Below are 24,390 nucleotides of genomic sequence, written 5' to 3'. Positions count from 1 at the left end.
ACGTCAGCCCCGGGTGGCCGGCTCGGCGGCGCGGACTGCGGGCGCCACCGCCTCCGGGCGTGGGCGACGCCGCCCGAACAGGCCCTGGGCGACCGCCACGCCGACGAGCACCACGAACGCGCCGACCGGCTGGTGCCAGTTCATCCGCTCGCCGAGCACCACCGCGCCGACGAGCACCGCGAACACCGGGATCAGGTACGTCACGGTGGACGCCGTGCTCGCCCCGGCCAGCCGGATGTTGCGCATGTTGATCACGAAGGCGAGCCCGGTGCCGAGCGCGCCGAGCGCCAGCACGCTCGCGATCACGCGCGGGGAGAGGCCGGTCGGCGACGGCGGCGTGCCGACGAACGGCGCGACGAGCGCGAGCTGCGCGGTCGCCACCAGCAGCTGGGCGGCCGACAGCGACAGCCCGGAGTACGCGCTGCCCGCGACGAACTTCTTCTGGTACGGGATCGCCAGCCCGTAGCAGGCCGCCGCGCCGAAGCACATGAGCTGGCCGACGAAGTGGGCGCCGCCCACGCCCTCCCAGACGCCGAGCACCACGAGCACGCCGGCGAAGCCCAGCCCCAGCCCGACCGCACGCCGGACGGTCAGCCGCTCGGTGCGGAACACCAGCACCGCCAGCGGCAGCACGATCAGCGGCGTGGTGGCGTTCCAGATGCCCGCGAGCATCGACTCGACCCGCTGCTCGCCGTAGCCGAACAGCGTGAACGGCACCGCGACGCCGAACGCGGCCACCACGAGCATGTGCGCCCAGACCCGGGGGTCGCGGGGCAGCCGGTCGCGCAGCACGGCAAGCACCACGAGCAGCGTCAGCGCACCGGTGGCCACCCGGTAGAGGGTGAGGTGCACGGGGTGCAGCTCGGTGACACCGACCTTGATGAACAGGAAGCTGGAACCCCAGATGGCGGCGAGCGCGACGAACCCGGGCAGCCAGCTCCGCGCCGGCGCGCGGTCAGGAGTGATCTCGACGTTCACCCCTGACACTCTGCCGCAGAGGTACGACGAAGTCGCGCGGTATTCCGGATGCGGGGTCACGTAGGGTCGCCTCGTGGGACGAATCGATGACCTCGCCAACCGGTACGTGGCCGAGTGGGCCCCGCTGAGCCCGACCGGCGCCACCTACGTCGGCATCGCCGGCTACGACGACCAGCTCGACGACCTGTCGCCCGAGGGTTACGCGGCGCGCGCCGACCTGGCCCGCCGCACGCTCGGCGAACTCGACGTGACCGAGGCGGAGACCGAGGCGGAGCGGACCGCCCAGGAGGCCATGCAGGAGCGCCTCGGCCTGGAGCTGGCCCGCTACGACGCGGGCGAGACCGGCAGCGAGGTCAACGTGATCGCGAGCGGGCTGCACGAGATCCGGATGGTCTTCGACCTCATGCCGACCGACGGCGAACAGGCCCGGGCGAACGTGGCCGCACGGCTCAACCGCTTCGCGTCCGCGCTGGACGGCTACAAGCGCACGCTGCGCGAGGCCGCCGCGGCGGGACGGGTCAGCTCGCGGGTGCAGCTCGTCGAGGTCGCCAAGCAGTGCGACGTCTGGGTCGACCCGGAGGGCGACAACTTCTTCCACGGGCTGGTCGAGCGGATCGACGCCGACGGCGCGCTCGGCGCGGAGCTGCGCAAGGGCGCCGCCGCAGCGACCGCCGCCACCGCCGAGTTCGGGCAGTTCCTGCGCACCGAGCTGGCGCCGGTGGGCAGGGAGAAGCAGGCCGCCGGGCGGGAGCGCTACGAGCTGGCCTCGCAGTACTTCCTCGGCGCGAAGGTCGATCTGGACGAGACGTACGCCTGGGGTTTCGCCGAGCTGGCCCGGCTGGAGGCTGAGATGCGCGCGGTGGCCGCGCGGATCGCCGGGCGCGGCGCCTCGGTCGACGACGCGGTACGCGCGCTCGACGCCGACCCGGCGCGGACGGTACGCGGCAAGGAGGCGTTCCGGGACTGGATGCAGGCGCTCGCCGACAGGGCGGTCACCGAGCTGAACGGCACCCACTTCGACATCCCCGAGCAGGTGCGCCGGATCGAGTGCTGCCTCGCGCCGACGAGCGACGGCGCCATCTACTACACCGGCCCGAGCGAGGACTTCTCCCGGCCGGGACGGATGTGGTGGGCGGTGCCGCAGGGCATCACCGACTTCTCCACCTGGCGGGAGGTGACCACCGTCTACCACGAGGGCGTGCCGGGTCACCACCTCCAGGTCGCCCAGACCGCCGTCCGGGCCGACCTGCTCAACCGCTGGCAGCGGCTGCTGTGCTGGGTCTCCGGGCACGGCGAGGGCTGGGCGCTCTACTCCGAGCGGCTGATGGACGAGCTGGGCTACCTCGACGACCCGGGTGACCGGCTCGGCATGCTCGACGGGCAGGCGCTGCGCGCGGCCCGGGTCATCGTGGACATCGGCATGCACCTGGAGCTGGAGATCCCGAGGGACAACCCGTTCGGCTTCCACCCGGGCGAGCGGTGGACGCCGGAGCTGGGCTGGGAGTTCATGCGGGCGCACTGCCGGGTGCCGGACGAGAACCTGCGCTTCGAGCTGAACCGCTACCTGGGCTGGCCCGGGCAGGCCCCGTCGTACAAGGTGGGCGAGCGGATCTGGTTGCAGGCCCGCGAGGACGCGAAGGCCCGCAAGGGCGCCGACTTCGACCTCAAGGAGTTCCACCGCCAGGCGCTCGACCTGGGCTCGCTGGGGCTGGACCCGCTGCGCAAGGCGCTGGCCCGGCTCTGAACCGGGTGCGGGTGCCGGCGGTGAGTCCCGCCGGCACCCGCCGGGTCAGGCGCCGAGCGTCAGCCGCAACGTCGGCCGGCCGGTGAGCGTGTTGCTGGTGACGTACGCCAGGTCGATGACCGGGTCGGTGAACGTCACCGGGATGGGCAGCGTGACCGGCAGGCCGTCCGGGAACGGCAGGTCCGGCGTCAGCGTCAGCTTGATACCGGCGAGCTTGCCGACGAACCGGGTGCAGTAGAACGCGACGTCGTCGCGAACCGTGAGGCGGTCGGTCGCGTACCGCTGGGTGCGGCCCCTGGGACCGTCGGCGACCAGCAGGAAGTCGTCGGTCACCGCCTCCTTCATGCTGAACTTCAGCACCTTGAGCGCACCCTGCTCGGTCTGGAGGTCGGTGATCCCCTCGAACCGCAGCCCGGTCATGGTCACCTTGGAGCCGGTGAGCTTCGACGGCGTCTGGCCCACCTTCGGCAGGCTCGGGTCGGCGGCGATACGCGGCAGGGGCTTGCCGGGTTCCACTTTGCCGGGCTTCGCCGGGTCCACCTTGCCGGGCTTGCCCGGCGCCGGGCACTCGGTCGATCCGGGCCGGGTCGCCGGCTTGCTCGTCGGGGCCGCCGACCCGCTCGCGGTCGGTGTGGGCGACGGCGTCTCACTCTTCTTGCTGCTGCCCTTGAACAGGTCACCGATCCCCTCGAAGAAGTCGGTGATGATGTTGCCCTCCCGCGTCGGGCTCGCGCTCGGCGACGGGGTGGGCGTCGCCGTGGGCGCGCTCGCGCCGGGCGTCGGCGTGGCGGGCTTCGACGGGCAGGCGCTGGCGGCGGGCTTGCTCGGGGCGGCCTGCACCACCCCCGGCTGTACGGCGAGGCCGGCGGTGGCGAGGCCGAGCACCACGAGGACGATGCCGAAGGCGCGCGGGTCCGCCGAACGCCCCGCCCACTCCGGCGGGCCGCCGTCGGATCCGGCCGCCTGCCCGTTCACCGACTGCCGAGGGACCGGCCGCTCCCCGCCCGGCCGCTCGGCAGTCGGCTGCTCGACGGCCGGCCGTACGCCGGCCGGCACCTCGACGGTCGGCCGCTCGTCCGCGGGCTGCGTGTCCACGGGCTGCCCGTCCGCGGCGGTGCCGGGCTCGGCGTCCACAGCGGTGCCGGGTTCGGCGTCCGCCTCGGCGTCGCGCTCGTCGGCGGCCGGACCGGCGGGACCGGCCGGAGGGGTCGGCACCCAGGCGAACGCGAGCGCGCTGCCCACGATGCCGAGCAGCAGACCGACGAAGAAGCCGCCGAGGTTGAGCCCGATCAGGGAGTAGACGGTCGTGATCGCCGCGACGATCGAGTAGAACAGCCGCTGCGGCGGGCTGAGCCAGAGCAGCACCCCGCAGGTCACGAGGATGCCCGGGATCAGCAGCGAGAGCAGACCGGTGGCGCCGCTGCTGAAGCTCAGGCCGTTGAGGGTCAACCGGGTGGAGGCGAGCATCTCCACCCCGGCCAGGATGATGAACAGGCCGCCCCAGAACGGCCGGCTCCGCTGCCAGCGGCGGAAGGTACGCCATGCCCGGGCCGCGGTGCCGAGCCGGGCGTGGGACGGGTCGACGGTTGTCACGTACTCCTCCTGGCGGAGCGGGGACGGGAACGATCGGGCGGGCCCGCGGTGGTCGGCCACCGCGGGCCGTGCTCAGCTCAGAAGCACTCCTTGCCCTTGGCGTCGTCGCCCACGTTGACCTTGAGCCGCAGCCCGACCAGGTTGAACGTCGAGGAAGTGGTGTAGCGGGACACCTGCTTCAGGTCACGGATGGTCACCCGGTCGGAGTTCTGGCCGAACGAGCCGCGCTGCGCCGTCGGGTTGAGGTCGCTGGCGTCGCGTCCGATCTTGATGTTGGTGAAGGTCGCGTTGCCCTCGAGCGAGTCCATCGCGATCACGAGGTCCTTGGCCCGGGCGGGGTCCTTGCCCTCACCGGCGTTGATGGTGAGCACCACCGGCAGGCCGGGCAGGTCGGCGCGGACGGACTGGCAGAGCTTGTACAGCTCGGCGCTGCTGATCTCGGCCATCGCGACCGGGCGGGTCGCGCCGGCCTTCCCGTCCTCGCCCTTCTCGCGGACGATGCCGCCGTACTGCTTGAAGCCCTCACCCTCCAGGCGGTCGGCGCCGATCTTGAACGTCTGCCCGGACACGGTGATGTCGGAGGCGATGGCGCCGGTCGACATGCCGAACAGGATGGCACCGGCGGCGGCCGTGGTGGGCACGATCATGGCGGCGAACCGCCGCCACCGGGTACGACCCTGGTTGTCGAGCCGATTCTGCACGGGGTTCCTCCTCGAACGAATGTGCGCGGCGGCCGGTGGGGAACCGGTGGCCCGCGCCGGGCCCGTCCTCTGTTACCGACGGGTAACGATCGAGCCTGATCGTGCACCCGATGCGGTGCAGCTCACAACCCCCTGATTACCCGGCGGTAACACCGGGGTGAGACAGAAAGGTGACCAGGCGTCACGAAATCCCTGCCCAGGCAGGGCGTGGAGGGCGAAATGTCGCGGCAAACCGGGCATAGATGACGGTGAACGCGACGGAAAGTCACCGGACATCTCGCCGTTACAATCGAGTAACGAATGTAAAGTAGGTTCGCCCGCATGGGAGATGTTGACGACGGAGGGGTGGGCCGCATCGCGGCCCACCCCTCCGTCGTGCTTCCGGCGTACCGGTCAGCGGCGCTCCACCTCACCGGCGCCCGAACGCTGGGCCGGCACCGACGGATCGTCGGACCGCCAGTTCGTCGACGCCGGCGGGATCTCGTCGTCGAGCGGGCCACCCACGGGCTCCTGGTCCACGCGGGTGGGCGTCGGGTCGGAGGTCGGCGCGTCCGCGCGGTGCCGGGCGCTGCCGTCACCCTTGGGCCGGGTCACCAGCCACACGCCCGCGATCAGGGCGATCAGGCCGAGCACGCCGGCGATGATCGGACCCCAGACACTGATCAGGCCGATCTTGAAACGGTTGTCCTTCACCGTCTCGACGCTGCGGCTGATCGTGGCGTCGTTGTAGTTGAAGTCCGCGTCCAGCAGCACGGTCGGGGCGCCGGTGTCCGGGCGCAGCTCCTTGTACTGCTGCTCGCGGACCTTGACGTAGGCGCCGGTCACCGGGTCGACCCAGAGCGTACGGGTGTTGCTGTAGACGACCTGGCCGCTGGTCGCGCCGGGCGCGAACTTGCCCAGCAGCGTCTTGACGCTGTCCTCCGGGGTGTTCAGCGGCTCGTTCTCGATCCGCTGCTCGAAGCGGTACGTCTCGACGCCCTTGATCTTCTCCGTGCCGGTGAACCGCGCCGGGGCCGTCTTCTTCAGGTCACGGTCGAACACCTGGTAGTCACGCTTGCCGGTGCCGAACGGGAACTTGTAGATCTGGCCGGAGTAGCGCACGTTGCCGACCGGGGTCTGCTGCGCGCCGGACTCGTTGAGCCACTGCTCGTCCCACGGCGCCGCCGCGCCGGAGATCCGGTACAGCGCCAGCTCCGTGCTGTACTGGCTGATCACATCCTGGTTGTCGCCGCGCTTGACCGTCTGGAAGACGTTCCAGATGACCGCGTCGCCCTTCAGCTCCTTGGGCAAGCGGTCCTTCGTGTCCTCCGGCTGCGGGATGACCTCGACGCTGGACACGAGGTCGGCCTGCGGCACGTCGATGCTCACGCCGCCGGCTTCGGACTTGATCTGTAGGAACTTCGCGCCCTTCGCCTCCGCGACGGACGTCGTTGGTTCCAGGTCATAGGGCAGCTTGGTCACGGCGGGGGCCACGTAGAACGGCAGCCCGGCCGCGAAGACCAGCAACAAGACACCTAGCCCGAAGAGCGCGGCGCCCACGCGAAGCTTCACTCATCCTCCTGTAACCTGCCGCCCTACGGTCTGTCGTCCGGGGCACCCGATCCTTAGCATTGGCGGGAGGTTACTCCCCAGTCACCTGCAAAAGCGACCCCCTGGATGTCCAGATGTCCACAGCCACCACGCCAACAATCCCGGAGCCACCGGTAACGGGCCGTCTTCCCGCCCTCGACGCGCTGCGAGCGATAGGCGCGGTGGCGGTCGTCGGTCACCACGTCGGCTTCCAGACCGCCGTCACCATGAACACCACGTGGGGCGGCTGGTTGGCGCGCCTGGACGTGGGCGTGGCGATCTTCTTCGTGCTCTCCGGCTTCCTGCTGTTCCGCCCGTGGGCGCTCACCGTCGCCACCGGGCGCCCACGGCCCCGCGCCAAGCGGTACTTCTGGCGCCGGGCGCTGCGGATCCTGCCCGCGTACTGGCTGGCGGTGGTGGTCTGTTTCGTCGTCCTGCCCGGCAACCACCCGGTGTCGGCCGGTGACTGGCTGCGCCACCTCACGCTCACCCAGATCTACGGCCCGGGCCAGCTCCGCCACGGGCTCAGCCAGACCTGGAGCCTCGCCACCGAGGTCGTCTTCTACCTGCTCCTGCCGCTGCTCGCGGTGCTCGCCGTGGGCCGGACCTGGCGTCCCGTCCGCACCGTCCTGCTCGCCTCCTCCGGCGCGCTGCTGACCGTCGCGTGGGTCGCCATGATGGGCGCCGGCTGGCTCGACGGCGCGCTGCACACCATGTGGTTCCCCTCGTACGGCGCCTGGTTCGGCGGTGGCATGGCGCTGGCCGCGGCGCACGTGGCCCTGCGTACCGGCACCGCGCCGGCCGCCTTCCGCGTGCTCGACGACCTCGCCTCGGCGCCGCTCGCCTGCTGGGGTGCCGCGGTCGCGGTGATGGCGATCGCGACGACGCCGATCGCCGGCCCGCGCGACCTGACCAGCCCGACCGCCGTCGAGTTCGGCACCAAGATGGCGCTCTACCTCCTGATCGCCGTCCTGATCACGGTCCCGGTGGCGTTCGGCGGCCCGACCCGGGCGAAGGAGGTCTTCAGCACCGGGTCGGCGCGGTGGATGGGCCACGTGTCGTACGGGCTGTTCCTGTGGCACCCGCTGGTCATCGAGCTGATCTACCTGCTCGAGGACCGGCCGCTGTTCACCGGCGAGTTCGTCAACGTCTTCGCCCTGACCATGGTCTTCGGACTGATGTACGCCGCGGCCAGCTACTACGGCGTCGAGCGCCCTCTCCAGACGCTCGGCACGCAGAGCCGCCGCCGGCCGACCGGGCGCGGACCGGCGGCGGGGGCACCGGCCGTCCCGGCCACCACGCCGGACGTCCCGGCCACCACGCCGGACGTCGCGGCACCCGCCTAGCGGTCACCAGCCGAACACCGAGCGTCATCCGACGACGCCCGGCGGCTCAACGCCGCCGCTCGGGGCATTGCCGGGCGCAGGCCCAGCCCTTAATGTGACGCGCACCGCTAAATTACTTGAGAGTAGGGTTCGCGTGGAGCGTCGCTTCGGCATGCCCGGACACGTGCTGTTCCTCAACTGGCGAGACACTCGCAACCCCGAGGGCGGCGGTTCCGAGGTGTACGTGGAACGGATCGCCGCCGAGCTGGTGGCGCGCGGATTCCGCGCCACCCTGTTCTGTGCCGCGCACCGTGAGGCTCCCGCCGACGAGGTCAACGACGAGGGCATCCGGTTCGTCCGTCGCGGCGGCCGGCACACCGTCTACCTCTGGGCCGCGCTCTGCTACCTGGCCGGGGCGTTCGGCCTCGGCCCGCTCGCCGCGCGCCGGGGCGGCCGGCCGGACATCCTCGTCGACGTCTGCAACGGCCTGCCGTTCCTCTCCCCGCTCTGGGCCCGGCGTCCGGTGGTCAAGCTGATCCACCACGTGCACCGCGAGCAGTGGCCGGTGGTCCTGCCGCAGTGGGCCGCCCGGTTCGGCTGGTGGGTCGAGTCGTCGCTGGCGGTACGCGTCTACCGGCGGTGCCGGTACGTCACCGTGTCCGAGGCGACCCGGCGCGAACTCGCCACCCTCGGCGTACCGCCGGAGCAGGTCTCGGTGGTCTACAACGGCACGCCGGAGCTGCCCCGCACCGACGCCGGGCGCGCACCGTTCCCGCTGCTCGTGACGCTGAACCGGCTGGTGCCGCACAAGCGGGTGGAGGTGGCGCTGCGGGCGGTCGCGGCGCTCGCCGACGAGCTGCCCCAGCTCCGGCTGGTGGTGGCCGGTCAGGGCTGGTGGGAGTCGCACCTGCGCGAGGTCGCCGACGAGTTGGACATCACCGACCGGGTCGACTTCCGGGGCTTCGTGACGGAGGAGGAGAAGGCCGCGCTGCTGGCCTCGGCCTGGGTCGCTCTGACGCCGTCGCTCAAGGAGGGCTGGGGGCTGACGATCGTGGAGGCCGGCGCGGCGGGCACGCCGACAGTTGCGTTCCGGGAGGCGGGCGGCGTCGCGGAGGCGGTGGTCGACGGGCGCACCGGCCTGCTGGCCGACGACATCGACGACTACCTGGCGAAGGTGCGCGCGCTGCTGCACGACGACGAGATGCGTCAGGAGATGGGCGCTCAGGCCCGGCGGCACGCGGCGAACTTCACCTGGCCGGTGGCGGGGGAACGCTTCGCGACCCTGCTGGAGACCGCGGACTCGCCCCGCCGGGTGCAGCGGCGGGGCGATCCGTCCTACCTGTTGCCGTAGACCTCGGGGGCGTACGGGTCCTGCTTCCCGGCCCGCTTGGCCGCCTCCGAGGCGTTACGCGCCTCGGTTGCGGCCTCCTCCGCCGTGGCGGTCGCGGCGGCGGAGAGCCCGCCGAGGGCCAGGACCCCGAGCAACGCCGCCACCAGGCCGGACACGACAAGGGTTAGAGCTCTACGCATGCCATTCCTCCAGTGGTGAGACGTGCGAGCGGACGTTACCACGCAGTAGCTCGCCGGCGTAGGGTCGAAAAGGCGGCAGCCATGACCACCAGAACGGCAGTTCCGCACGCGAGCACGACAAGCCAGCGACCGGATCCGGCCCGCTGCGGCGAGCCCGACGCGGCCGGGTTCCGGTAGAGGCTCAGCGACTCCCCCTCGTACCGGAGGTCGAGACCGGCCAGGACGGCCGGGTCCACTGTGCTCGGCGTACCGTGCTGCACCACCACCCAGCGCACGCCGGTGGCCGAGACCGGCCGTCCCTCGGCGAGCACCCGGCGTACCTCGCGCAGGCGCGGATTCTCGCCCGCCACCGCGACGTCGTCGACCACGAGCGTGTCGTCGGTGAGCACGGTTCCCGGCAGGTAGCGGGGCGCCGGGTCCAGCACCACCCGGCCCGGGTTCCACGGATAGGCCCGGTAGGTGGTCAGCGGCAGGGCGAGGATCTCACCCGGGTCGTCCGGCAGGCGCTCGGCGACCGCCTGCCAGTCCGCCGGGTAGCGCACCGGGCTGATCCGGCCGGCCCCGCCGAACGCCAGGTCCGGCATCGCGGCCAACGGCAGGAGCAGCAGCCCGGCCAGCACGATCCCGCCGACCTCCCGGTCGATCCGGGCCACCAGCCGCTCGGCGCCGAGCGCCGCGCACACCACCAGCACGAGGGCGTACGGCGCGAGGAACTTCTGCCCGTCGCGGAGCAGTCCCGCGCCCGGCACGTGCGCCACCGCCCAGCTCAGCGCCGTGTTCCCGCCGGGCAGCACGGCGAGGGCGGCCAGCAGGTACGCGCCGCCGGCCAGCACGCCCAGCCGTACCGCCGCGCCCGCCGGCAGCCGGCGCCGCAGCAGGCCGGCGCCGACCACGGCCAGGACCACGAGCACCAGGGTCGCCAGCGGGGCCGGCGTGCCGGACCGGCTGGACGGGGTGGCCTGCACGTTCCAGATGCCGCCGGTGCCCGCGAGCGCCACCAGCGGGCCGGCCCAGTTCTCGGCGCGCGCCGCGAACGCCGCCACACCCGCCGGGTCGGACGTGCCGCCCGCGCCGGTCACCAGGGCCGCCACGATCCACGGTGCGTTGAGCAGCGCGACACCGCCCACCGCGACCGCGGACAGCCGGAGCCGGGCCCGATCCGCCGCCAGCACCAGCACCGTCGCCAGGGCGATCAGGCCGCCGGTCGGGGTGATCGCGGCGGGCGCGGCGAGCAGCACCACCCGGGCGAGCGCGCCGTCGCGGCCCGCCCGCAGGTCCAGCGCCGCCCGCACCAGCCAGGGCAGTGCGGCGTACGCCAGCAGCAGCCCCCACTGCCCGATCAGCAGCCGCTCGGCCAGGTACGGCGTCCACGCGTACGCCACGGCGGCGACGAGTTGCACCGCACGCCGCTCGGTCGGCACCAGCCGTCCGGCGCCCACGGCGGCGAACAGGACCGCACCGGCCAGCGCCACCCGCTGCACCACCCAGCCCGGCACGAGCTGGGTCACCAGCGAGACCAGCGCGTCCATCGGCACCGCCCGGGGCAGGCTCTGCGCCGGGGCCACCAGATCCCAGCTCAGCGGCTGCCGGGGGACGAACACCATGTCGTACCGCAGCGCGTAGCCCGGCGCCGCGAGCGGGGCCAGGATCAACGCGGTGACGACGACCGCCACGAGGTACAGCGGCAGCGCCTCCCGCCACCGCCGGACCGCGGGGCCGCCGCCCTCGGCGGGACGTCCGGTCATTACGGCTTCGGCACCGCCCGGCCGATGGTGATCAGGTTGGTGCACAACCTGACTCCGGGCGTGTTCACGGTCAGCTCGACGGCGGACCCGGCACCCTCCACCATGAAGAACACGTCGTTCAGCCCGCTCTTGAGCGTGATCTCGCGGGTGGCGTCGCCGAGCTTGAACACCGCCGTCGAGTCACCGGAGCTGACGTAGCCGAAGTGCACCACGTACGGCCACTCGACCAGGTAGCCGTCCATCGGGATCCGGGTGGTCCGGCCACCCTCGGCCAGGTGCCCGCAGCCCTCCACGGTGCCGGGCGCGACCTTGCGTCCCTCGACCACCACCGGACGGATCCGGCCGTTCTCGTCGAACGTCGACGGCTTCTCGCTCATCGTCACGAACGTCGGCCGGCGCTCCGCCGGACGGAAGAAGTGGGACTGGAGGTTGTCCGGCCAGAAGTATCCGGCCACCACCCGGTCCGGCACGATCGTGTCGAAGAAGACGGTGCCCGGCGGAGCGGCGGCCAGCTCGGCCTGCGTGGTGGCCAGGTAGTCCCGCCCGTGCTTGGTGCTCCAGTTGTCGCCGAACCGCGCGGTGCTCCACAGCGTGCCCACGCCGATGGTCGCCAGCAGCACCACCATCGAGACCAGGCCGACGGCGAAGGCGCCCGGCTCCCGCAGCACAGTCGGCAGCGGCCACGCGGACACGTCGTCCTCGTCGTTGTCCTTCATCCCGAGCAGCGCCACCCCGACGCAGATCGCGGCCACCAGCACCACGTCCGCGACGTACCGGGGGACGACGCCGACCAGCGGCCCGAGCGGCCCGCCGAGCCGGGTCACCGCGAACAGCGCCGCGACCAGGCCGAGGTAGCAGGCGAGCAGCAGCCAGGCCCGCCCGGCGGACGGCCGCCGCCGCACCGTGACCACGATCAGCGCCGCGAGCACCGCCCAGGACAGCCACTTCGCGATGTCGTACGGGTCGGACAGCGGCGGCCCGTCACCGGCGTACGTCCAGCGCCACGGCCCGCCCAGCAGGCCCGGCACCACCGTGTCGCCGATCAGGTCGCCGAGGAAGGAGAAGACCTGCCCGACCGAGGTGGGCTCGTCCAGCCCCCGGGCCGGGCGGGTCAGGTAGTACGCCAGGTACGCCCCGGACAGCACGGTGAGCATCAGCCACGCCGGCCAGAACCGCACGACGGTGGTCACCAGGCTGCGCCACGCGCGGCCCTTGGTGAACAGGAACGCGGTCAGCAGGAACAGCAGCGGCACGATGAGCAGCGCCTTGGTGTCGAAGAGCAGGCCGAACACCAGCCAGAACGCGACCAGGACGAGGTGCCGCCTACGGCCGGTGCGCACGTACCGGACCTGGGCCGCCACCGCGAGGACCAGGGCGAGTTGCGGCGGCAGAACGAGCAGCCCGACCAGCCACAGCGACGACACCTCGAGCGTCAGCGGGCTGAACAGGAACAGGCTCAGCGGGACCAGCAGCCCCCAGCCGGGCCGCAGCAGATCACGGAGCAGCCGGTAGAGGGCGATCCCCACCGCCGCCTGCCCGGCCGCCAGCAGCAGGATCCACGGCCAGCCGGCGAAACCGGCCGCCCGGACCATCAGCCACGCGACCGCCAGCCCGGCCGGCATGAGGTGGTTGTTGAACGTGCCCAGCAGGTAGTCCGGGTCCAGCCGGGTGTCGAGCACCTGCGCGGCGATGACGAACTCGTCCTGCGAGAACCAGCCACGGGCGGCCAGCCCGGCGCGCGACGCGACGGACACGACGATGAGGGCGATCGCGACCGCGCGGACGCGGTCGGCGGCAATCCAGCGACCGATCGGTCCGGGTCCGTCGTCCTCCGCGCCGACGGCTGCCGGATGCGTCTCGGCCGCTGCTTGTGGCATTGACATGGTCGGCAGCCTGCCACACGCTTACACGCCGTGGGGACGGCCGTTCTCCTGATAACGCCCTGCCGCGCCCCCAGGTCGCCACTGCGCGTCCGGTCCGGATAACGTCGCGCGACACGCGTCATGTTGCAGGTGCGCGTACGGCCGGCGGAGACGGGAGCCGAAAATGCGTGCGGACGGGACGACAACGTCGCCGACGGGGACGGAAACCCCCGCCCGGGAGACCGGCCGTGCCCGGCAGACGGCGCGACGGTTCCGGCACCTGACGATCTGCCTCGCGCTCACCGCCCTCGCCTTCCAGCAGGCCCCCGGGCAGGTCGTACCGGACACGAAGGTCGACCTCAACGTCAATCCGGCCGGGTGGCTGCTGCGCTCGCTGCACCTGTGGGATCCCACCGGCACGTTCGGCCAGCTCCAGAACCAGGCGTACGGATATCTCTGGCCGATGGGCCCGTTCTTCCTGCTCGGGACGGAACTGGGCATCGCGCCGTGGATCGTCCAGCGGCTCTGGTGGGCGCTGCTGTTCTGCGTCGCGTACCTCGGTGTGGTGCGGCTGGCGGGCCGGCTCGGCATCGGCAGCCCCGCCGGCCGGATGATCGCCGGTGTCGCGTTCGCGCTGTCCCCGCGCATCCTGACCCAGCTCGGCTGGTCGTCGGTGGAGTCCTGGCCCAGCGCCGTCGCGCCGTGGGTGCTCATCCCGCTCGTGGGACTCGCCCGGGGCGCCCGGCTGCGCCGCGCGGTCGCCGGGTCGGCGGTCGCCGTCGCCTGCGCGGGCGGCGTCAACGCCACAGCCGTCGCCGCCGTGGTGCCGCTCGCCCTGCTCTGGCTCGCCACGCTCCGGCCGTTGCGCCGCCGCGTCACCGCCCTCGCGGCCTGGTGCGGCGCGGTCGCCCTGGCCACCGCGTGGTGGCTGATCCCGCTGCTGGTCCTCGGCCGGTACAGCCCGCCGTTCCTGGACTACATCGAGACCGCCCGCAACACCACCAGCGTCACCGACGCGGTCACGACGCTGCGCGGCGCCTCCTACTGGGTCGCGTACCTGGCGTCCCCGTTCGGCGCGAACATCCCGGCCGGCGCCCGGCTGGCCAACGACACGCTGCTCGTGGTGGCCACCCTGGCGGTGGCCGCGCTCGGGGTGCTCGGCCTGTCCCGGCGCGGGATGCCGCACCGCCGGTTCCTCATCACCGGTCTGCTGCTCGGCGTCGCGCTCGTCGGTCTCGGGCACACCGGCGACCTGCCGAACATCCTCGCCGGGCCGCAGCAGCAGTTCCTCGACGGCATCGGCGCCCCGCTGCGCAACGTGCACAAGTTCGACGTGCTGCTGCGCCTGCCGCTGGCGCTCGGCCTGGCGCACCTGGTCAGCCTCGCCGTACGCGCGGCCCGGACCGCCCCCGAGCAGCGTCGTGGCCGGGCCACGGCACGGGCCTGGCTCACCGCCGGCACGGCGATGGTCGCGGTCGCGGGCGTCGCCTCACCGGCGCTCGCCGGTGGCCTCGCCACCCCGGGGGCGGTGAAGGACGTGCCCGGCTACTGGCACGAGGCCACCGACTGGCTGGACGCGAACACCGGACGCGGGCGGGTCCTCGTCGTCCCCGGCGCGCGCTTCCCCGCGTACGACTGGGGCAGCACCACCGACGAGATCGCCCAGCCGCTGCTGGACAGCCGGTGGGCGGTCCGCAACGCCATCCCGTTCACCCCGCCCGCCACGATCCGGCTGCTGGACGCGATCGAGTCGACGCTCGCCACCGGCGCCGGTTCGGCGGGCCTGGCCGACCTGCTCGCCCGCTCCGGGATCAGCCACGTCCTGTTCCGCGCCGACCTCGACCACGGCCGCTCGGACACGGCCCGCCCCGCGGTCGTCCGGCAGGCGCTGGAACGCTCGCCCGGCCTGACCCGCGTGGTGTCCTTCGGCCCGGTGCGCGGCGGCTCCGACGCCCCTGACGAGTTCCGCGACCAGGGCCTGGACGTGCCCGGGCGGGCGCTTGAGGTGTACCGGGTGGACCGCGCCGTCCAGCCGGTGGTCGCGTACGACCGCGACGACGTGACCACCGTCGTCGGCGGTCCCGAGTCGCTGCTCGACCTGGCCGCCTCGGGCCAGCTCGGCGCCGCGCCCACGATCCTGGCCGGCGACGCGAAGGCCGGTGAGACCACCGGGCGGGTCGTGATGACCGACGGGCTGCGGAGGCGCGACGTCTCGTTCGGCCGGCTGCGCGACAACTCCTCCCAGACGCTCACCGCCGACGACACCTTCGCGGTGTCCGCGCCCGCGCACGACTACCTGCCCGACTGGGGGCCGGAGTGGTCGACCGTCGCGCGCTTCGAGGGCATCAGCGGGATCCGCGCCTCCACCGCCCGCTCCCAGATCGACGCGACCGGCGGCACCCGGCCCGAATACCAGCCGTACGCGGCGATGGACGGGAACACCGCCACATCCTGGCGGTCGGCGCCGCACTCACGCAGCGACAGGCAGTGGATCGAGGTGAACCTGGCGAACCCGACCCGGGTCACCCGGGTGGAGGTCTGGTTCGACCTGAAGGCCGACGCCCTGCCCACCACAGTCACCGTGACCGCCGGATACGAGAGCCGCACCGTCGAGCAGTTCGGTGACCACATGGTCTTCGAGCTGCCCGGCGTGCACGCCACACGCAAGGTCGAGGTATCAGTGGACGCCGCGTTCGACCTGCGCCCGTTCGGCGACAAGACGGTCGGCATCACCGAGATCAAGATCCCAGGTGTCCAGACCGGCCGGACCCTCCAACTGCCCGCCGCCCCCGCCACCGACCAGCCCGCCGGCGTGGTCGTGTCGGCGGCCCCGTCCACGCCCGCCTGCTTCACCGTCGACGGCCGCCCCCGCTGCTCCACCGACGCGATCCGCGGCTCGGAGGACGCCTCCACCATCGACCGCACCTTCACGCTGCCGGTGGCCGGAACGTACGACGCGAAGCTGTGGGCGCGGCCGACGCCCGGCCCGGAGCTGAACGCCGCTCTGGACAAGCTGGTCGCCGACGCCCAGCCGTTGCGCCTCGCGCCGCAGGTCACCGCGTCCTCGACGGCGGTGCCCGACCCGGCCGGCCGGCCCGGCGCGGTCCTCGACGGAAACCCCGCCACGAGCTGGTCACCGGCGCTCAACGACGAGGCGCCGATCCTGCGCCTCACCTGGCTCGAACCGCAGGTCATCAGCCGGATCCGGTTCACCGTCGAGGAGGGGACCGCCGCCACCCGGATCGGCAGCGTCCGGGTGGTCGGCAACGACGGGTTCCGCAGCAACCTGCTCACCAACGACGGCGTGCTCACGCTCGACCCGCCGATGCGGACCGACTCGATCACCATCCAGTTCCTCGACAAGCCGTCCGCCACCAGCACCGACCCGTACGGCCTGCGGCTGCCCGAGCCGCTGCCCATCGCTGTCGGCGAGGTGACGGTGCTGCCCCTCGGCACCACTGTCGCACCCCGCCCGGAGACGCCGCTGAAGCTGGCCTGCGGCTCCGGCCCGACGCTCCAGGTCGGCTCGTCCCGGATCACCACCACGCTCACCGGCACCGTCCGCGACCTGCTGGAGCTGCGCGAGATGCCGGTCACCGCCTGCGGCCGGACCACGCCCAAGCAGCTCGACCTGGGTAGCGGGGAGCACCGCCTCGTCACCACCGCGAGCACGCTCGCCACCGCCACCCGCGTCGCGCTGACGCCACGGACCGCGACGCCCGCCGCGGAGGCCACCGCCGGCGACATCGAGGTGGGTTCCTGGTCGGCCACCGAGCGGCGGGTACGGGTGTCCGAGCACTCCGTCGACCGGGTGCTCGCGGTGCGGGAGAACACCAACACCGGCTGGCAGGCGACCGTCGGCGGCACGACGCTCACCCCGCTCGTGGTGGACGGCTGGCAGCAGGGCTGGATCCTGCCCGCCGGTGTCTCCGGGGACGTGGTGCTGCGCTTCACGCCGGACACCCCGTACCGGATGGGTCTGCTGCTCGGCGGCGTCCTGCTGGCGGTGGTGGTGCTGCTCGCGGTGCTGCCCGATCGCCGGCCCGCCGGGGATCGCGCGGTCGTCGTCGCACCGGCGGCCCGGCGACGGCTCACCCGCTCGCTGCCGCTGCTCGCAGTCGGCGCCGCCGCGCTCGTGCTCCACAGCGGTCTGCTCGGCGCCCTGCTGGTCGCAGCGGGCTTCATGCTCGCCGTACCCGGGCCGCGTCGCCTGCCGTGGACCAGTGACCCCCGGCGGGTCAGGAGGATCGCCCGGGCGGCCGAGACGTGGCTCCCCGGCGCGCTGGTGGCGCTGGCCGGGTGGGTCTATCTGGAATCGGGCGACCGGCACACCGACGTGCTGCCGCAACTCCTGACGGTCGCCGCCCTGGGCGCGCTCTGGCTCTCCACGACCGCCCGCCGGCGGCCCGTACGCCGGACCAGGCCCGCCTCGGCGGCGGCCCCGGCCGTGCCGGCCCCCCGGACGCCGGAGCCGGCCGCGCAGCCGACGCCCGTCCCCGCCCTCGCCGCCGCGGCCGTCGCCGCTCCCGCCGCCCTCGCCGGTCCAGGCACGGGTCCGGGCCGATGGCCGGACCTCGACGTCGAGCCGGGTCCGGACCGAGACGCGGACCGCGACGCCGGGCCGGGCGCGGCGCACGACGCCGGGCCGGGTCGGGACCGGGACGCGGATCGAGGGCCGGACCGCGATACCGAGCCGGGCGCGGACCTGGGGCCGGACCTCGACGTCGAGCCGGCCACGGACCGGGACGCGGGCCGAGGGCCGGACGGCGAGGCCGAGCCGGATACGAACCTGGACGGTCGCGCCGAGCCCGACTCGGACGGGCGGCCGGCACCGGACGTCGCGCCGGGGCCGGAGGACGGCCCGGCGTCCCGCGTCTCGGAGATCACGTGAGCGAGGGCCGGCCGGGCCCGCAGCCGGCGGACGGCCGGAGGACCGGGCTGGGAGCGGCGGGCGTCGCCGTCACGCTCGCCGGTGTGCTGGTCAACGGCCTGGCCTACCTGGTGCCGGTACTCGCCGCCCGGAAGCTCGACGCGGACGACCTCGGCGCGCTCGCCACCGCCCTCGGCCTCGTGGCCATCGCCGGTGTGCCGGGGCTCGGCCTGCAACTCGCGGTCGCCGTGCACCACGCCCGGCACGGCCCGTCCGACACCCGGCGGCTCACCGTGCTGACCGCCGCCCTCAGCGCGGGGGCACTGCTGGTGGCGACGCCTGTGCTCGTCGCCGCGCTGGACCTGCCGGCGGTGGTACCCGCGCTGCTGGCGGTCACCACCGCCTCGGTGGTGCTCTCGTCGCGCTCGCTCGGCGAGTTGCAGGGCGGTCAGCGCTTCCTGCGGCTCGCCGCCGCGATGGCGCTGCTGGCCGCCGCGCGCTACGGCGGGGTGATCGTGGGGCTGCTGCTCGGCGCGGGCCTGACCGGCGCGCTCGCGATCGGTGCGCTCACCGCCGCGCTGGCGCCACCGGCGCTGGCCTGGCTCACCGGTACGCCCCGGCGTCCCTCGGCCGCCCCGCGCCTGACCGTCGCCCAGGTGACCGCCGGGTGCGGGGCGACGCTGGCGATGCTCGTCGTCTCCTACGCCGATCTGCTCCTGGCCCGGCAACTGCTGCCGCCGTCGGGTTCCGGGGCGTACTCGGTGGGGACCGTCCTGACCAAGGGCGCGCTCTGGGCGCCGCAGGTCGCCGCCGTCCTCGCCCTGCCACGCCTGGCCCGCGGGGACCGCCGCAGCCGCACGGTCGCGCTCGCGGTGACGGGTGCCTGCGGCCTGGTCCTGGTGGGCGCGTCGGCAGTCGCCGGCGGGCTGGCCTTCCGGCTCGTCGGCGGACCCGACTACACGGCGCTCGGCCGGTACGCGCCGCTGTTCGCCGCCGTCGGCGCGCTCTACGCGGTGACGTTCGTTCTGCTCAACGACCGTCTCGCCGGAGGCGTCAGGTGGCCGGCCGCACCGCTGTGGCTGGGCACCGGTGCGCTGGTGACCGTTGCCGCGATCGTGCGTCCGCGTACCGTCGGCGGTCTCGTCGTCGCGGCCCTCGCCACGGCCGTGGTCACGACACTGCTGATGGCCGTGCCGGCGACTCGGCGCCCAGCCAGTCACCCAGCAACAGGTGATCGATCGAGTCCACCCGGCCCAGCGACCGACCGGACGCGGTCCGCTCCCGCAGCTCCGCCCGGGTGAACCAGCGCGCCTCCAGCAGCTCCACACCGTCGACGCGGACCTGCTCGGAGGTGGCGACGGCCCGGAAACCCACCATCAGGCCGGCCGGGAACGGCCACGCCTGCGACCCCTGGTAGGTCACGTCGGTGACTGTCACCCCCGCCTCCTCCGCCAGCTCCCGGCGGACCGCGTCCTCCAGGCTCTCACCGACCTCGACGAAGCCGGCGAGCGTCGAATACGCCCCCTCGGCCGCGCCCGCGTGCCGGGCCAGCAGGCAGCGCCCCGGCGGGCCGGGCGCCTCGACGAGCACGATGACAGCCGGCTCGATCCGGGGGAACAGCAGCCGCCCGCACTCCGCGTCCGCGCAGGTCCGGACGTGTCCGCCGCCACCGGCCACCGCCGCCGCGCCGCACGCGCCGCAGTATCGCTGCTGCCGGTGCCACAGCAGCAACCCCCGGGCGTACGCCTGGACGGCCGCCCCGGCCGGGTCGAGCCGGCCGGCCAGCGCCCGCAGGTCGGCCGCCCGCGTCGCGGCGGCCGCCTCCACAGCGGCCCGCTCGCCCAGCGCGGACAAATCGACGGCGAACACCGCGGCGTCCCCGTCGACCCCGAGGAAGACGGTCTCGCCCGCCGCGGCCCGGACGGCCGACGCCCGCTCACCGGTGAGCCGGACCGGGCCGTCCCCGTCGACCAGGCAGCGGTCCCGCCACAGCGGCAGCACGACGCTCGCCGGGTCGGTCAGCCGCTCGGCCAGCCAGTCCGCGTCGGCGCGCCGCGCCGCCGCCCGGTCCAGCCATCCGCCGCCGTACGCCGGCACCCGATCCTGTGTCCGCACCAGCTCACCGTGCCACGATCCGCACCGCGGCACCGCCCCGAAACGGGTGATCGGTGCGACACCGGCGGTCAACCGACACGACCGCCGGACCGGACACTCCCGGCGGGCCCGAGCGTTGGTTACCGTAGGTGTCTCCCGCGGGGGAAGCGGTCCCCGCGTGTACTTCCGATCGAGGTTGCAGTGACGATGTACGGCGAGAAGATGCCGGCTGCCGACGACCGTCCCACCATCAAGGTGGCGGCGGTGAGCTGGCCCGGCGTCGAGATGGAGCCGGTCGCCACACCACCCGGAGGCGGCGCGGCCAAGCCGACACGCTCGCGACGGGCCCGGCTGCTGCTGGCCGGAGGGATCGTCGCGGCCGTGCTCGCCGGCGGCGTCGGCCTGGGCGCCTACGCGTACGCCGGTGACGTGCCCCGCGGCACCACGGTGCTCGGCACCGAGCTGGGCGGGCGGAGCCGCGCGGAGGCGGCCCAGGCGCTCCGCGCCGAGCTGGAACGCCGGGCCGACAAGTTGGACGCCCCGCTCGCGGTCGCAGTCGGTGAGAACAAGGCCGAGCTGAAGCCGTCCGAGGTGGGGCTCGCCATCGACGTGGACGCGACGGTGGCGGCGGCTGCCGAGGCCGACGCGCACGCGGTGAGCCGGCTCGTCGGCTCCCGGGCGGTCGAGCCGGTGGTAACCGTCGACCAGGCCAAGCTTGGGACGGCCCTGCGCAAGGTGATGGGCGCGCAGGGGCGTGAGATGACCATGCCGGCGATCATCTGGACCGGGACCACACCGAAGCCGGTCTACCCGAAGCCGGCGCTGACGATCGACACCGATGGCGCCACCTCGGTGGTGAAGGCCGGCTGGCTGGCCGCCGAGCCGGTCACCGTGCCGCTCGTCGAGAAGTGGCCGGCCACCACCCGCGAGGAGGTGGACCGGCTCGTCGCCGAGCTGGCCCGGCCCGCGGTGGCCGCACCGGTCACGCTCACCACCGACGGCGGCTCGGTCACCGTCCCGCCCGCCGCCATCGCCCGGTCGCTGCGCTTCTCCGCCGACGACGCCGGCACGCTCACCCCGAAGGTCGACGTCAAGCGGCTGCGTACCGCACTGGGGGACCGGCTGACGAAGCTCGAGGTCGAGCCGCGGGACGCCGGACTGACCATCAGCGGCGGCAAGCCGAAGGTGCTGCCCAGCAAGCCCGGACGCCAGGTCGACGCCGCCGCGCTCGGCCCGGCGCTGCTCGCGGTGCTGCCGAAGACCGAGGGCCGTACGGTGACCGCCGAGCTGAAGCCGGCCGCCCCCGAGCTGACCGAGGCGGAGCTGGCGAAGCTCGGCATCAAGGAGCGGGTGTCGACGTTCACCACCCAATTCACCGGCGGCCTCTCGTCGCCGCGCAGCCAGAACATCGTCCGTGCGGCGAAGGACGTGGACGGCGCGCTGGTGAAGCCGGGCGAGACGTTCTCGCTCAACGGGCACACCGGCGAACGCGGCTACGACCAGGGATACAAGGACGCGCCGACGATCGTCGGCGGAAAGCTGGTGCCGGGCGTCGGCGGCGGTGTCTCCCAGTTCACCACCACGCTGTTCAACGCCACCTACTACGCCGGGCTGGAGGACGTCGAGCACAAGCCGCACTCGTTCTACTTCAGCCGATACCCGGCGGTGATCGAGTCGACCATCTACTGGCCTCAGCTCGACTTCAAGTTCCGCAACAACACGCCGTACGGCGTCCTGATCGACACGTCGTACACGTCCAACTCGATCACCGTCTCGATCTGGAGCACCAAGATCTACGACAGCGTGAAGACCGAGTACGGCCCGCGCCGCAACATCACCCAGCCGAAGACGGTCTACCTGACGCCGGGTCCGACCTGCATCGCCGCCGCCGGCGCTGTCGGGTTCGCCCAGGACGCGTTCCGGGTCATCAAGAAGGACGGCAAGGTGTTCAAGCGGGAGAAGTTCAGCTGGCGCTACGACGCCGAGCCGCGCTTCATCTGCGCCCCGAAGCCGGGCGACGACTGATCCACGAGACGCAGAAAGGCCCCGCCGGACGTATCCGGCGGGGCCTTTCCCATGATTCTCACGGCCGTGCCGCGGCCAGCCCTTCGCGTACGCCGTCGGCGTCCCGGTCGGTGCCGTAGACGGGCGTGTCCGGCTGCTGCCGCCAGCTCTCGTCCAGGGTGCCCGCGTCGACCGGGTCGAAGCCCAGCTCGTCCACCAACTCCATCACGATCCGCTTGGCGTCCGCGTCGTCACCGGCCACCGGCAGCGCGATCCGGCCCGCCGTACCCGCGGGCTTGCCCTCGTCCATCAGGTGCGCGGCCTGGATGTTGTTGAAGACCTTCACCACCCGCGCGCCCTTGAGGTGATCGGCGGTCCAGCGGCTGGAGCTGAGACTGCGGTCCAGCAGCTCGGGGATGTCCCCGTCCCGCTGGGGGTAGTAGTTGTCGGCGTCGACCACCAGCTTGCCGTCGAAGAGCGCCGCGGGGAGCTGCGGCACCGCCTTCAGCGGGATCGCGATGACCACCAGCTCGGCGCCCTGCACGGCCTCCTCCACCGACACCGCCCGGGCGCCGGTCTCGGCGGCGAGGTCGGTCAGGCTCTGCGGCCCGCGGGAGTTGGCCACCGCGACGTCGTGACCGAGTGAACGCAGACGACGGGTGAGGGTGCCCCCGATGTGCCCCGACCCGATGATTCCGATCTCCATGCCCACTCCTGTACCCCGTGCGGTCGGACCCGATCACGGTCCCGGCGTACGACACGTCACGTTTCGCGCCGCCGAGCCGGCGGGCGAACGTGCGTCGCCGGTCCCGGCTCGACGGTACGAGACCGAGGCGGTCCGTCGTGGTGTTTTTCCGGGGGGCAACGCAATTCAGGGCCACCCCGCATGGGGTGGCCCTGAATTGGAAGATTGTCCGGCGGTGTCCTACTCTCCCACACCCTCCCGAGTGCAGTACCATCGGCGCTGGAGGGCTTAGCTTCCGGGTTCGGAATGTGACCGGGCGTTTCCCCTCCGCCATGACCGCCGTAACTCTATGAACATGTCAACCAACCCCACAACATGGGTGGTGGTTTGTTCAGAGTTGCACAGTGGACGCGTAGCAGCTTAGTAGTCAAGTCCTCGGCCTATTAGTACCGGTCAACTGAACCCGTTACCGGGCTTACATTTCCGGCCTATCAACCCAGTCGTCTAGCTGGGGGCCTTACCCCACAAATGTGGGTGGGATACCTCATCTTGAAGCGAGCTTCCCGCTTAGATGCTTTCAGCGGTTATCCCTTCCGAACGTAGCTAACCAGCCGTGCCCCTGGCGGGACAACTGGCACACCAGAGGTTCGTCCGTCCCGGTCCTCTCGTACTAGGGACAGCCCTTCTCAAGTATCCTACGCGCACGGCGGATAGGGACCGAACTGTCTCACGACGTTCTAAACCCAGCTCGCGTACCGCTTTAATGGGCGAACAGCCCAACCCTTGGGACCTGCTACAGCCCCAGGATGCGACGAGCCGACATCGAGGTGCCAAACCATCCCGTCGATATGGACTCTTGGGGAAGATCAGCCTGTTATCCCCGGGGTACCTTTTATCCGTTGAGCGACACCGCTTCCACATGCCAGTGCCGGATCACTAGTCCCGACTTTCGTCCCTGCTCGACCTGTCAGTCTCACAGTCAAGCTCCCTTGTGCACTTGCACTCAACACCTGATTGCCAACCAGGCTGAGGGAACCTTTGGGCGCCTCCGTTACCCTTTAGGAGGCAACCGCCCCAGTTAAACTACCCACCAGACACTGTCCCTGAACCGGATAACGGTCCGAAGTTAGATACCCAAATCAACCAGAGTGGTATTTCAAGATTGCCTCCACCCATACTGGCGTATGGACTTCACCGGCTCCCACCTATCCTACACAAGCTAATTCAGATACCAATGTCAAGCTATAGTAAAGGTCCCGGGGTCTTTCCGTCCTGCCGCGCGTAACGAGCATCTTTACTCGTAATGCAATTTCGCCGGGCCTGTGGTTGAGACAGTGGGGAAGTCGTTACGCCATTCGTGCAGGTCGGAACTTACCCGACAAGGAATTTCGCTACCTTAGGATGGTTATAGTTACCACCGCCGTTTACTGGCGCTTAAGTTCTCCGCTTCGCTCGTGAGAGCTAACAGGTCCCCTTAACGTTCCAGCACCGGGCAGGCGTCAGTCCATATACATCGAATTACTTCTTCGCATGGACCTGTGTTTTTAGTAAACAGTCGCTTCCCCCTGCTCTCTGCGGCCATACAACGCTCCACCCGCGCGGGGCTTCACGTCTCCGGCCCCCCTTCTCCCTAAGTTACGGGGGCAATTTGCCGAGTTCCTTAACCACAGTTCGCCCGATCGCCTCGGTA

At 72.3% G+C, this 24,390-nt stretch carries 14 protein-coding genes, 2 rRNA genes and 1 pseudogene (1 of these 17 cut by a window edge); 6 read left to right on the top strand and 11 right to left on the bottom strand.

The genetic code is table 11. The annotated features are described in order from the left end of the window. Positions 1–3: 3 nt before the first annotated feature. The gene (locus tag BFV98_RS20405) at positions 4–978 is read right to left on the bottom strand and encodes a DMT family transporter (RefSeq protein WP_174361751.1); all 975 of its coding nucleotides are present in this window, start codon (positions 976–978) and stop codon (positions 4–6) included. A 73-nt stretch (positions 979–1,051) separates the two neighbouring features. On the opposite strand from BFV98_RS20405, the gene BFV98_RS20400 reads away from it, so the two are divergent. Further along, positions 1,052–2,722, top strand: a complete 1,671-nt coding sequence (locus BFV98_RS20400; RefSeq protein ID WP_030274951.1) for a DUF885 domain-containing protein — start codon at positions 1,052–1,054, stop codon at positions 2,720–2,722. Between the two features lie 45 nt (positions 2,723–2,767). Here BFV98_RS20400 and BFV98_RS20395 read toward each other — a convergent pair whose 3' ends face one another. The 3 genes from BFV98_RS20395 to BFV98_RS20385 all read right to left on the bottom strand — a co-directional run bounded on the left by BFV98_RS20395 (position 2,768) and on the right by BFV98_RS20385 (position 6,567). Then, complete coding sequence (locus BFV98_RS20395; protein WP_071098950.1) at positions 2,768–4,315, bottom strand: DUF6114 domain-containing protein; 1,548 nt, start codon at positions 4,313–4,315, stop codon at positions 2,768–2,770. A gap of 77 nt (positions 4,316–4,392) precedes the next feature. Further along, positions 4,393–5,016: a DUF6230 family protein gene (locus tag BFV98_RS20390; RefSeq protein ID WP_013289072.1), complete on the bottom strand. Its 624-nt coding sequence runs from the start codon at positions 5,014–5,016 to the stop codon at positions 4,393–4,395. A 393-nt stretch (positions 5,017–5,409) separates the two neighbouring features. Further along, a complete protein-coding gene (locus BFV98_RS20385) occupies positions 5,410–6,567 on the bottom strand; it encodes a DUF3068 domain-containing protein (protein ID WP_013289073.1) in 1,158 nt (385 codons plus the stop codon). A 113-nt stretch (positions 6,568–6,680) separates the two neighbouring features. On the opposite strand from BFV98_RS20385, the gene BFV98_RS20380 reads away from it, so the two are divergent. Together BFV98_RS20380 and BFV98_RS20375 are read left to right on the top strand one after the other, a co-directional pair. Then, positions 6,681–7,931: an acyltransferase gene (locus BFV98_RS20380; protein WP_071097444.1), complete on the top strand. Its 1,251-nt coding sequence runs from the start codon at positions 6,681–6,683 to the stop codon at positions 7,929–7,931. A gap of 151 nt (positions 7,932–8,082) precedes the next feature. After that, positions 8,083–9,261, top strand: coding sequence for a glycosyltransferase family 4 protein (locus BFV98_RS20375; protein WP_085983664.1), 1,179 nt, complete (start codon positions 8,083–8,085; stop codon positions 9,259–9,261). On the opposite strand, the gene BFV98_RS20370 is transcribed toward BFV98_RS20375, so the two are convergent. Genes BFV98_RS20370 through BFV98_RS20360 form a run of 3 tightly spaced genes read right to left on the bottom strand, consistent with a single transcriptional unit; the run spans position 9,246 to position 13,062 of the window. Then, the gene (locus BFV98_RS20370) at positions 9,246–9,440 is read right to left on the bottom strand and encodes a hypothetical protein (RefSeq protein WP_013289076.1); all 195 of its coding nucleotides are present in this window, start codon (positions 9,438–9,440) and stop codon (positions 9,246–9,248) included. The genes BFV98_RS20375 and BFV98_RS20370 overlap by 16 nt on opposite strands. 35 nt (positions 9,441–9,475) lie before the next feature. Continuing rightward, entirely contained in the window at positions 9,476–11,185 is a 1,710-nt protein-coding gene (locus BFV98_RS20365; protein ID WP_013289077.1) for a hypothetical protein, read from the bottom strand. Further along, positions 11,185–13,062: a hypothetical protein gene (locus BFV98_RS20360; protein WP_369752259.1), complete on the bottom strand. Its 1,878-nt coding sequence runs from the start codon at positions 13,060–13,062 to the stop codon at positions 11,185–11,187. Before BFV98_RS20360 ends, BFV98_RS20365 begins: the two co-directional genes overlap by 1 nt. Before the next feature lie 169 nt (positions 13,063–13,231). On the opposite strand from BFV98_RS20360, the gene BFV98_RS20355 reads away from it, so the two are divergent. Together BFV98_RS20355 and BFV98_RS32755 are read left to right on the top strand one after the other, a co-directional pair. After that, on the top strand, positions 13,232–17,938 hold the full coding sequence (locus tag BFV98_RS20355) for an alpha-(1->3)-arabinofuranosyltransferase (protein ID WP_071097442.1): 4,707 nt from the start codon (positions 13,232–13,234) through the stop codon (positions 17,936–17,938). Next, positions 17,935–19,218 (top strand): lipopolysaccharide biosynthesis protein, encoded by a 1,284-nt coding sequence (locus tag BFV98_RS32755; protein ID WP_071097440.1) that lies wholly within the window; start codon positions 17,935–17,937, stop codon positions 19,216–19,218. Before BFV98_RS20355 ends, BFV98_RS32755 begins: the two co-directional genes overlap by 4 nt. A 34-nt stretch (positions 19,219–19,252) precedes the next feature. Here the strand turns inward: BFV98_RS32755 and nudC are convergent. After that, positions 19,253–19,918 (bottom strand): annotated as a pseudogene (gene nudC, locus BFV98_RS31565) (NAD(+) diphosphatase); the annotation flags it as partial. A gap of 300 nt (positions 19,919–20,218) precedes the next feature. On the opposite strand from nudC, the gene BFV98_RS20345 reads away from it, so the two are divergent. Then, positions 20,219–22,036, top strand: coding sequence for a VanW family protein (locus tag BFV98_RS20345; protein ID WP_176921781.1), 1,818 nt, complete (start codon positions 20,219–20,221; stop codon positions 22,034–22,036). A gap of 58 nt (positions 22,037–22,094) precedes the next feature. On the opposite strand, the gene BFV98_RS20340 is transcribed toward BFV98_RS20345, so the two are convergent. The 3 genes from BFV98_RS20340 to BFV98_RS20330 all read right to left on the bottom strand — a co-directional run. After that, the gene (locus BFV98_RS20340; RefSeq protein ID WP_013474935.1) at positions 22,095–22,721 is read right to left on the bottom strand and encodes an NADPH-dependent F420 reductase; all 627 of its coding nucleotides are present in this window, start codon (positions 22,719–22,721) and stop codon (positions 22,095–22,097) included. A 206-nt stretch (positions 22,722–22,927) separates the two neighbouring features. Next, positions 22,928–23,044: ribosomal RNA gene (gene rrf / locus BFV98_RS20335) — 5S ribosomal RNA — on the bottom strand. Positions 23,045–23,123: 79 nt separating this feature from the next. After that, positions 23,124–24,390: ribosomal RNA gene (locus BFV98_RS20330) — 23S ribosomal RNA — on the bottom strand (it continues 1,843 nt past the right edge of the window).

It is taken from the genome of Micromonospora sp. WMMB235 (assembly GCF_001855515.1).
GTDB lineage: Bacteria > Actinomycetota > Actinomycetes > Mycobacteriales > Micromonosporaceae > Micromonospora > Micromonospora aurantiaca.
The sequence above is the reverse complement of the archived record's forward strand: the minus strand, read 5'-3'. Positions and strand labels throughout refer to the sequence as shown.

Excerpts from the sequence above, each read along its gene's own strand:
- BFV98_RS20380 (WP_071097444.1), top strand. The coding sequence starts at position 6,681 with ATGTCCACAGCCACCACGCCAACAATCCCGGAGCCACCGGTAACGGGC.
- BFV98_RS20375 (WP_085983664.1), top strand. The coding sequence starts at position 8,083 with ATGCCCGGACACGTGCTGTTCCTCAACTGGCGAGACACTCGCAACCCC.
- BFV98_RS20370 (WP_013289076.1), bottom strand. The coding sequence starts at position 9,440 with ATGCGTAGAGCTCTAACCCTTGTCGTGTCCGGCCTGGTGGCGGCGTTG.
- BFV98_RS20365 (WP_013289077.1), bottom strand. The coding sequence starts at position 11,185 with ATGACCGGACGTCCCGCCGAGGGCGGCGGCCCCGCGGTCCGGCGGTGG.
- BFV98_RS20360 (WP_369752259.1), bottom strand. The coding sequence starts at position 13,062 with ATGCCACAAGCAGCGGCCGAGACGCATCCGGCAGCCGTCGGCGCGGAG.
- BFV98_RS20355 (WP_071097442.1), top strand. The coding sequence starts at position 13,232 with ATGCGTGCGGACGGGACGACAACGTCGCCGACGGGGACGGAAACCCCC.
- BFV98_RS20345 (WP_176921781.1), top strand. The coding sequence starts at position 20,219 with ATGTACGGCGAGAAGATGCCGGCTGCCGACGACCGTCCCACCATCAAG.
- BFV98_RS20340 (WP_013474935.1), bottom strand. The coding sequence starts at position 22,721 with ATGGAGATCGGAATCATCGGGTCGGGGCACATCGGGGGCACCCTCACC.